Here is an 8,834-nt window from a genome sequence, read left to right as displayed (position 1 = left end):
CCCCACCCCTCGCAGACCGTGCCGTCGAGCTTGCTCGGCGGTGGGCGATCGAGGCCGCCGCGATCGAACCCGACCCCGCTGCCGCCCGTCTCGCCGGAGTGCTGCAGGACGCGAACGGGCTGCCGTTCACGCTCGGCTTCGTCGACGGCGTCATGCGCCCCGAGAGCCTGAGCGCCGCCGCCTCGCAGCTGCACCGCATCGCGCCGATCGTGCCCGAGTTCCTGCCCTGGTACCTGCGCTCGGTCGTGCGTCTCGGCGGGGGAGTCGCGCCGATCCTGCCGTCGCCGGTCGTGCCGATCGCGCGGAAGGTGCTGCGCGACATGGTCGGGCATCTCATCGTCGACGCGCGGCCCGCCAAGCTCGAAGCCGCCATCGAGCGCATCACGGCCACGGGCTCGCGCCTGAACCTCAACCTGCTCGGCGAGGCCGTGCTCGGCGAAGCGGAGGCGAAGCGCCGCCTCGACGGCATCCACGACCTGATCCGACGAGCCGATGTCGACTACGTCTCGGTCAAGGTCTCGGCCATCGTCAGCCACTTGTCGATGTGGGCCTTCGACGAGATCGTCGACGAGGTGGTGGAGCGGCTGCTCCCGCTGTACCTCACGGCGGCCGCGGACGGCACCTTCATCAACCTCGACATGGAGGAGTACCGCGACCTCGACCTGACGATCGCGGTGTTCACGCGCATCCTGGAAGACCCGCGGCTCGCCGGGCTCGAGGCCGGGATCGTGCTGCAGGCGTACCTGCCCGACGCCCTGCCCGCCCTGCAGGAGCTGACCGCCTGGTCACAGGACCGCGTCGCGCACGGCGGCGCCCGCATCAAGGTGCGCCTCGTCAAGGGAGCCAACCTCGCGATGGAGCAGGTCGAGGCGCGGATGCACGGCTGGACCCCCGCGACCTACGACACCAAGCTCGACACCGACGCGAACTACCTGCGCTGCCTGGACTGGGCCCTGCGCCCCGAGCATGCCTCCGCCGTGAAGATCGGCGTCGCGGGACACAACCTGTTCGGGATCGCCTACGCGTGGCTGCTCGCCGGCGAGAGGGATGTGCGCGAGGCCGTCGAGTTCGAGATGCTGCTCGGCATGGCACAGGGGCAGGTGCAGGCCGTCTCACGCGAGGTCGGGCCCGTGCTGCTGTACGTGCCGGTGGTGGCGCCGGCCGAGTTCGACGTCGCGATCAGCTACCTGGTGCGTCGGCTCGAGGAGAACGCGTCGCCCGACAACTTCCTCTCCGCCGCGTTCCGGCTCGGCGAGGACGAGGCCCTGTTCGTGCGGGAGCAGGATCGGTTCCTCGACGCGCTCGACCGATCGGACGATCCCACGCTGCGGACCGGCCCGCGTCGGACGCAGGATCGGAGCGCGCCCGTGCACGAAGCACTGCGCCCCTCGCCCGTGGCTCCGCTGCCGGAGACCGACCTCACCCAGGCCGTACTCGGCATCTCGCGCGGCTCTGACGACGACGGCGGCGGTCGCGAGGCCTTCCTCGAGACCGCGGTGTACTCCGCCCGCGAACTCGAACAGGACGCCGGGGGAGCACCGGGCTTCTCGAACACCGTCGACAGCGACCCCGCCCTGCCGGTGAACCGCCACTGGGCGCGTGAGGTGCGGGAGCGCATCGGCTCGTCCGAGCTCGGTGACGCCACGATCGCGGCCGCACGCATCGACGATGCGGACTCCCTGGAGCAGATCGTGCAGGGGGTCCGTGGTGCGGCTCCGGCGTGGGGTGGGCGTCCCGCCGCCGAACGCGCCGAGGTGCTGCTGCGTGCCGCCGCCGCCCTGGAAGCCCGACGCGGTGACCTGATCGAGGTCGCCGCCTCCGAGACCGGCAAGATCTTCGCCGAGGCCGACATCGAGGTGAGCGAGGCCGTCGACTTCGCCCGGTACTACGCGGCCACCGCGCGCGAGCTCGACGCGATCGCCGGCGCCGTGTTCGTCCCGGCATCCGTCACGGTCGTCGCGCCGCCCTGGAACTTCCCGCTCGCGATCCCGGCCGGCGGAGTGCTCGCCGCGCTCGCTGCGGGTTCGGGCGTCGTCTTCAAACCCGCGCCGCAGGCGCGCCGCTGCGCCGCCGTGATCGCGGAGACGCTGTGGCAGGCGGGCATCCCCCGCGATCTGCTCGCGCTCGTCGACATCGAAGAGGGCGAGCTCGGCCGCGAGCTCATCACCCACGACGCGGTCGACCGCGTGATCCTCACCGGCGCGTGGGACACCGCCGCCCTGTTCCGCTCCTGGCGCCCCGACCTGCCGCTGCTCGCCGAGACCAGCGGCAAGAACGCGATGATCATCACCCCGTCGGCCGACCTCGACCTGGCCGTCGCCGACCTGGTGAAGAGCGCCTTCGGGCACGCGGGTCAGAAGTGCTCGGCCGCCTCCCTCGCGATCCTCGTCGGGCCCGTCGGCCGTTCGCCGCGGTTCAAGCGGCAGCTCGCGGATGCCGTGCGCTCGCTGCACGTGGGCCCGCCCACCGATCCGCTCGCCGAGGTCGGCCCGGTGATCGAGCCGCCGCAGGGCAAGCTCGCCTGGGCGCTGAGCGAGCTCGAGGGTGAGGAGCAGTGGCTGATCGAGCCCGCGCTCGCGGCCGACGACGACGGCAGCGGACGGCTGTGGCGCCCCGGCATCCGCGTCGGCGTGCAGTCGGGGTCGCGCTTCCACACCGAGGAGTTCTTCGGACCGGTGCTCGGCATCATGCACGCGCCGACCCTCGAGAAGGCCGTCGAGCTGCAGAACGCCGTCGCCTACGGCCTCACCGCCGGGCTGCACACGCAGGATCCGGGCGACCTCGCCTTCTGGCTCGACCGCGTGCAGGCGGGCAACCTCTACGTGAATCGCGGCATCACCGGGGCGATCGTGCAGCGGCAGCCGTTCGGCGGCTGGAAGCGCTCGGCCGTCGGTCCCGGCGCCAAGGCGGGCGGCCCGAACTACCTGATCGGTCTGGGGTCCTGGCGGTCGCAGCCGGGCGGACCGGCATCCAGCACCCTGCATCTGCGCGGGCTCGACTCCCGCATCACGTCGCTCATCGAGTCGGCGCAGTCGTCGCTGGAGTACGAGAAGTTCGAGTGGCTACGGCGCTCGGCGCTCTCGGATGCCCTGGCGTGGGACCGCGAGTTCGGGCAGGTGCGCGACGTGTCGCACCTCGGCGTGGAGCGGAACCTGTTCCGGTACCGCCCGGTGCCGGTCGAGATCCGGGCGACGGAGGATGCAGCCCTGCAGGATCTGCTGCGCGTGGTGATCGCGGGCGTGCGCTCGGGTGCGGCCTTCGTGCTCTCGACGCCGGTCGGTCTGCCCGGCGATGTGCGCCGCGCGCTCGGCGACCTCGATGCCTCGGTCTTCCTCGAGACCGACGAGGAGTGGATGCAGCGGATGCTCCGTGACGAGGATGCCGTGGAGGGCGTCGTCGCGCTGCCCGTGAGCGACCGGGTGCGTCTGGTCGGCGGTCATGCCGCGGTCGCCGCGCTGCACACGGCCCTGGCGACGGCATCCGGGGGTGATCCCGACCTCGCGGTGTACGACGGCGAGGTCACAGCGGCCGCCCGGATCGAGCTGCTGCCGTTCGTGCACGAGCAGTCGATCTCGATCACCGCGCACCGCTACGGCAACCTCGACCCCTGGAGCAGCGACGTGATCTGATTCGATGTAAAGAATTCTTGACACGACCGTGTCGGCGGCGTAGCGTGAGTGTCAAGAATTTTTTACATGCGGAGGCATCATGGTCTACGAGGAACGCAACGCCTGGGCGGGACTCATCGTCAGCCCGATCGCGCTGGTCGTGTACGTCGTGCTGGTGCTCCAGCAAGCCGGGGGAGGGCCACTCACCGCCGTCGACTGGTTCCCGCTCATGCTGTGGACGATCGGCGGAGGCATCGTCGCGACGATCGTGATCAGCGTCGTCTGGGGCATCCTCGCCGGCATGAAGGACCCGGACGGCGCCGGTCGCTCCGACATCCGCGACCGTGACATCAGTCGCATGGGTGGCCGGGTCGAGCAGGCCTTCGTCGTGATCGCCGGACTCGGGGTCATCGCGCTGTGCGCGGTCGGCGCCGATGTGTTCTGGATCGCGAACACCATGTACCTCGGCTTCGCGGTGTCCGCGCTCGTCGGGGGCATCGCCCGCGTGATCGCCTACCGGCGGGGGCTCGTCTGATGGTGAAGCCGACCCTCGTCTCCAACAGCATCCGCGCCCATCGCGAACAGGCCGGGCTCACCCAGGCCGAACTCGCCCGCACCGTCGGCGTGACCCGGCAGACGCTCATCGCCATCGAGCAGCAGAAGTACTCGCCCACGCTGGAGCTGGCGTTCCAGATCGCGCGGGCGTTCGGGGTCGGGATCGACGACCTGTTCGCCTACCCCGCCCCACCCGCATCCGGAGGAGCATCATGACCGAGACGATGAACGCCTGGCGACGCGAGACCTACGGCCCGTCATCCGGGGTGGGCCTCGAGCAGATCCCCGTGCCGGTGCCGCACCGCGGCGAAGTGCTCCTGAACGTGCGGGCCACTTCCCTGAACGCGGGCGACGTGCGGTTGCTGCTCGGCGATCCGCTCCTCGTGCGCCCGGTCTTCGGCCTCACCCGTCCGAAGCATCCGGTGCGCGGGATGGAAGTCGCCGGCACCGTCGTCGCGGTCGGGCCTGACGTGGTGAGCGCCGAGATCGGCGAGGAGGTCGTGGGCGAGCTGGTCGGAGGCGGAGGACTCGCCGAGTACGTGCGCGTTCCCGCCTCCCGACTCGTGCCGATCCCGCCCGACATCACGCCCGAGGCCGCATCCTCCCTCCCCATCGCCGGCGGCACCGCGTGGCAGGCCCTCGATCTCGCGGGCGTCGGCCTGCGCGGAGGCGAGGCTCCCCGGGTGCTGATCATCGGCGCATCCGGAGGTGTCGGCACGTTCGCGGTGCAGCTCGCCGCCCTCCGCGGGGCCGAGGTCTGGGCGACCTGCAGCGTTCGCAACGCACCGCTGGTCGAGCGCCTCGGCGCCGTGCGCACCTTCGACCACCGGGTGTCGCCGCTGAGCGAGATCCCGGCCGGGCGTTTCGACGCGATCGTCGACATCGCCGGAGGGATGCCGCTGCGCGAGCTGCAGCGACTCGTGGGGCACGGTGGTCGGGTCGTGCTGGTCACGGGCGACGGCGGGCACGTGCTGGGGCCCATCCCGCGGATGCTGCGCGCCGCGGTCCTGTCAGTCGGCTCCCGGAGCATCCGTCCCCTCGCCGCGACGCCGCGCCCGGAGGTGTTGGCCAAGCTCCTCGAACTCGTCGCCGACGGCCGCATCGTGCCCGTGATCGAGCGCGAGTATCCGTTCGCGGAAGCGTCCGCCGCCCTCGCCCACCTCGAGGCCGGGCACACCGCGGGGAAGGTCGTGGTCCGCGGCTCGGGGGTCTGAGCGCCTCGGATGGAATGCGGCTCTGGCGGCATACAGGGGGCGGGTGACACAATGGACTCCGGCGTGCCCGAGTCGCATCTTCCCCGTCGCCGGCTCTGAACGAGCAGCGGGTCGAAGGACCGCCGGGCCCCAGGACAGCGTCCGCCGCGCCCGTCCATTCGAGGAGCCCCCATGTCGACGACTGAAACCGCCGTCCGCACCGCACCCGCCCGCACCGCGCACCGCCGGCACTACCTGATGTGCAAGCCCGAGCACTTCACCGTGAACTACTCCATCAACCCGTGGATGGAGCCGTCGCGGCCGACCGACACCGCCAACGCCGTCGCGCAGTGGCAGAAGCTGCACGACCTGTACCTCGAGCTCGGCCACACGGTCGAACTCATCGAGCCGCTCGCGGGCTACCCCGACATGGTCTACACGGCCAACGGTGGATTCCTGATCGACGGCCGCGCGTACGTGCCCGAGTTCCGCTTCGTCGAGCGTCAGGGTGAGGCGCCGGCGTTCGCCGACTGGTTCCGCGCCGCCGGCTACGACACCGTGATGCCGAAGGAGGTCAACGAGGGCGAGGGGGACTTCCTGCTCGTCGGCGACGTGATCCTGGCCGGTACCGGCTTCCGCTCCACCGGCGACAGCCACCGCGAGGTCGGCGAGGTCTTCGGCCGTGAGGTCGTCTCGCTGAACCTCGTCGACCCGCGCTTCTACCACCTCGACACCGCGATCGCCGTGCTCGACCCGGTGCAGGGCACAGACAACGGCGGCCCGGAGCGTGCGAACATCGCGTACCTCCCCGGCGCCTTCGACGACGCCAGCCGTGCCGAACTCGAGAAGCGCTTCCCCGACGCGATCCTCGTGTCGGACGAGGACGGTTCGGTGTTCGGGCTCAACTCGGCGAGCGACGGCTACAACGTGATCATCTCGCCGCGCGCCAAGGGCTTCGAGAAGCAGCTGCGCGAGCGCGGATACAACCCGATCACCGTCGACCTCTCCGAGCTGCTGCTCGGCGGCGGCGGCATCAAGTGCTGCACGCTCGAGCTGCGGGGTGCCAAGTGACCGCGGTCGACGTCGCGAACGAGGGCGAGGCCACCGAGGTCGTCGCCGAGCCGCACGTCGCGCACAACTACCACCCGCTGCCGGTGAACATCGCCCGCGGTGAGGGCGCCTGGGTGACGGATGTCGAGGGCAAGCGCTACCTCGACCTGCTGGCCGCGTACTCGGCCGTGAACTTCGGGCACCGGCATCCGGCGCTCGTGGCCGCGCTCACCGAGCAGCTCGGCCGGGTCACGCTCGTCAGCCGCGCGTTCCAGAGCGACCGGCTCGAGCCGTTCGCCGCGGCGCTCGCAGAGCTCGCCGGCAAAGACCTGGTGCTGCCGATGAACACCGGCGCCGAGGCGGTCGAGACCGGCATCAAGGTCGCCCGCGCCTGGGGGTACCGGGTCAAGGGGATCGCTGCGGGCAAGGCGCGCATCATCGTCGCCGCCGGCAACTTCCACGGTCGCACGACCACGATCGTCAGCTTCAGCGATGACGAGCAGGCTCGTGATGACTTCGGTCCGTACACGCCCGGCTTCGACGTCGTCCCGTACGGCGACGCGGAGGCCATCGCCGCGGCCATCACCGACGACACGGCCGCCGTGCTCGTCGAGCCCATCCAGGGTGAGGCCGGCGTCGTGATCCCGCCGGAGGGATACCTGCGCCGCATCCGCGAGATCTGCGATGAGAAGAACGTCCTGTTCATCGCCGACGAGATCCAGGCGGGGCTCGGCCGCGTCGGCGAGACGTTCGCCTGCGACCGCGAGGGCGTCGTGCCTGACCTGTATCTGCTGGGCAAGGCTCTGGGCGGCGGCATCCTCCCGGTCTCGGCCGTGGTCGGGAACACCGATGTGCTCGGTGTCATCCGTCCGGGCGAGCACGGTTCGACCTTCGGCGGCAACCCGCTCGCTGCGGCCGTGGGTCTTCGCGTGGTCGAGATGCTGCAGACCGGCGAGTTCCAGGAGCGGGCGCGGGCTCTCGGCGCGCACCTGGAGCAGGCGCTGCAGCCGCTGATCGGACACGGCGTGACCGCCGTGCGCATCGCCGGGCTCTGGGCCGGAGTCGACATCGATCCCGCCAGGGGAACCGGCCGCGAGATCGCCGAGAAGCTGCTCGATCGCGGCGTCCTGGTGAAGGATACGCACGGTCAGACGGTGCGCATCGCGCCGCCGCTGGTGATCCGCGCGACGGAACTCGACTGGGCGGTGGAGCAGCTCAAGCTCGTCCTCGGCGCGTAGTACTCAGCGCAGGAGGCTGTGACGGGCAGCGCCACCGCAGGGGGGAGGCCGTCTCTGGGGGAGACGGCTGCGGTGACGCTGCCCTCTCGGAGCGCTCAGGCCGGTGGGGAATCCGGGTCGAGCGTCTTCAACGTGTCTTCCTCGGCGGCGTTGTCGGCGTCGAGTTGGTCTTCGGTTCCCTCGTCGCCCCCGAGGGCAGAGCGGTGGCCCTGGCCGGCATCGCCCTGGATGGCGCCGCCGGTCGATTCGCCGCGCGAGCTGTCGCCCTGGATCGCGCCGCCGGTGCCGTCGCCCTGACCGGCATCCTCATCGGGGACGCCGACGCCGGGAGCGCCCTCGGCCGGGTCCTGCGGGTGGGGTGTGCGTTCCGTGTTGTCGTCCATGTACCGACGGTACGTACGCCAGGTGCACTCCGTAGAGGGCGTTGACAAACTGAGGAAAGAGGCTCAGCCCTCGAGGTCGTTCCTCTTCGCCGTGCGGATGGGCGTGGTGACGGCTGCTTCGTCGCTGAACTCGATCGGGTCGGGCCGCTCGACCACACTCAGCGGGCGGGTCTCGTCGAGGGTGAGCAGGAAGCGGCGGTTCTCGGCGCGGCGCAGGCGGCCCGAGGTCGCCACCCAGATCACCCCGATCGCGCAGGCGACGAATCCGGCCGTACCGCCGAGCATGATGGCCGCGCGCGGACCGAAGGAGTCGGCCACCCACCCGGCGATGGGAGCACCCACGGGGGTCGAACCCATGATGACGGCCATGTACAGGGCGAGCACGCGTCCGCGCAGCGCCGGCTCGGTCGTGATCTGCACGTAGCCGTTGGCGGTGGTGAGCAGCGTCACGATCATGAAGCCGGTGAAGGTCAGGGTGACGGCATACGAGGCATACGTCGGCATGGCGGATGACACGAACGCCGCGATGCCGAATCCGCCGGCGGCGAGGATCACCACGCGCACCCGCGCGCGGTCACGGCGAGCCGCGAGCAGCGCGCCGATCAGCGAGCCGATCGCGAGCACCGAGCTGAGCACGCCGTAGCCGTCGGCGCCCGCGCCGAACTCGAGCGCCATGGTCGAGGCGAAGATCGGGAAGTTCATGCCGAACGCGCCGATCAGGAACACCGTGACGAACACGACCCGCAGGTCGCTGCGCCCCCACACGTACCGGAAGCCGGCCGCGAGTCCGCCGCGGTTGCGGGTGTT

Annotated in this window: 8 protein-coding genes; 6 read left to right on the top strand and 2 right to left on the bottom strand. The window is 71.0% G+C overall.

The window, feature by feature from the left end; all coding sequences use genetic code 11:
* The 6 genes from ACNPM4_RS08375 to rocD all read left to right on the top strand — a co-directional run.
* On the top strand, positions 1–3,629 hold a 3,629-nt coding region (locus ACNPM4_RS08375), incomplete at its 5' end, for a proline dehydrogenase family protein (RefSeq protein WP_448985380.1).
* 79 nt (positions 3,630–3,708) lie between these two features.
* A complete protein-coding gene (locus tag ACNPM4_RS08370) occupies positions 3,709–4,143 on the top strand; it encodes a hypothetical protein (protein WP_372467424.1) in 435 nt (144 codons plus the stop codon).
* Positions 4,143–4,379: a helix-turn-helix transcriptional regulator gene (locus tag ACNPM4_RS08365; RefSeq protein WP_262001594.1), complete on the top strand. Its 237-nt coding sequence runs from the start codon at positions 4,143–4,145 to the stop codon at positions 4,377–4,379. Before ACNPM4_RS08370 ends, ACNPM4_RS08365 begins: the two co-directional genes overlap by 1 nt.
* On the top strand, positions 4,376–5,377 hold the full coding sequence (locus tag ACNPM4_RS08360; protein ID WP_448985379.1) for an NAD(P)-dependent alcohol dehydrogenase: 1,002 nt from the start codon (positions 4,376–4,378) through the stop codon (positions 5,375–5,377). The genes ACNPM4_RS08365 and ACNPM4_RS08360 overlap by 4 nt, the downstream gene beginning before the upstream one ends.
* 171 nt (positions 5,378–5,548) lie before the next feature.
* Entirely contained in the window at positions 5,549–6,427 is an 879-nt protein-coding gene (ddaH, locus tag ACNPM4_RS08355) for a dimethylargininase (RefSeq protein WP_448985378.1), read from the top strand.
* Positions 6,424–7,644, top strand: a complete 1,221-nt coding sequence (gene rocD / locus ACNPM4_RS08350; protein WP_448985377.1) for an ornithine--oxo-acid transaminase — start codon at positions 6,424–6,426, stop codon at positions 7,642–7,644. The genes ddaH and rocD overlap by 4 nt, the downstream gene beginning before the upstream one ends.
* A gap of 95 nt (positions 7,645–7,739) precedes the next feature.
* On the opposite strand, the gene ACNPM4_RS08345 is transcribed toward rocD, so the two are convergent.
* Complete coding sequence (locus ACNPM4_RS08345; RefSeq protein WP_029262133.1) at positions 7,740–8,027, bottom strand: hypothetical protein; 288 nt, start codon at positions 8,025–8,027, stop codon at positions 7,740–7,742.
* 63 nt (positions 8,028–8,090) lie between these two features.
* Positions 8,091–8,834, bottom strand: a 744-nt coding sequence (locus tag ACNPM4_RS08340) for an MFS transporter (RefSeq protein ID WP_448985376.1), incomplete at its 5' end; no start/stop codon positions are given.

The organism is Microbacterium umsixpiens, assembly GCF_053543675.1.
The sequence above is the reverse complement of the archived record's forward strand: the minus strand, read 5'-3'. Positions and strand labels throughout refer to the sequence as shown.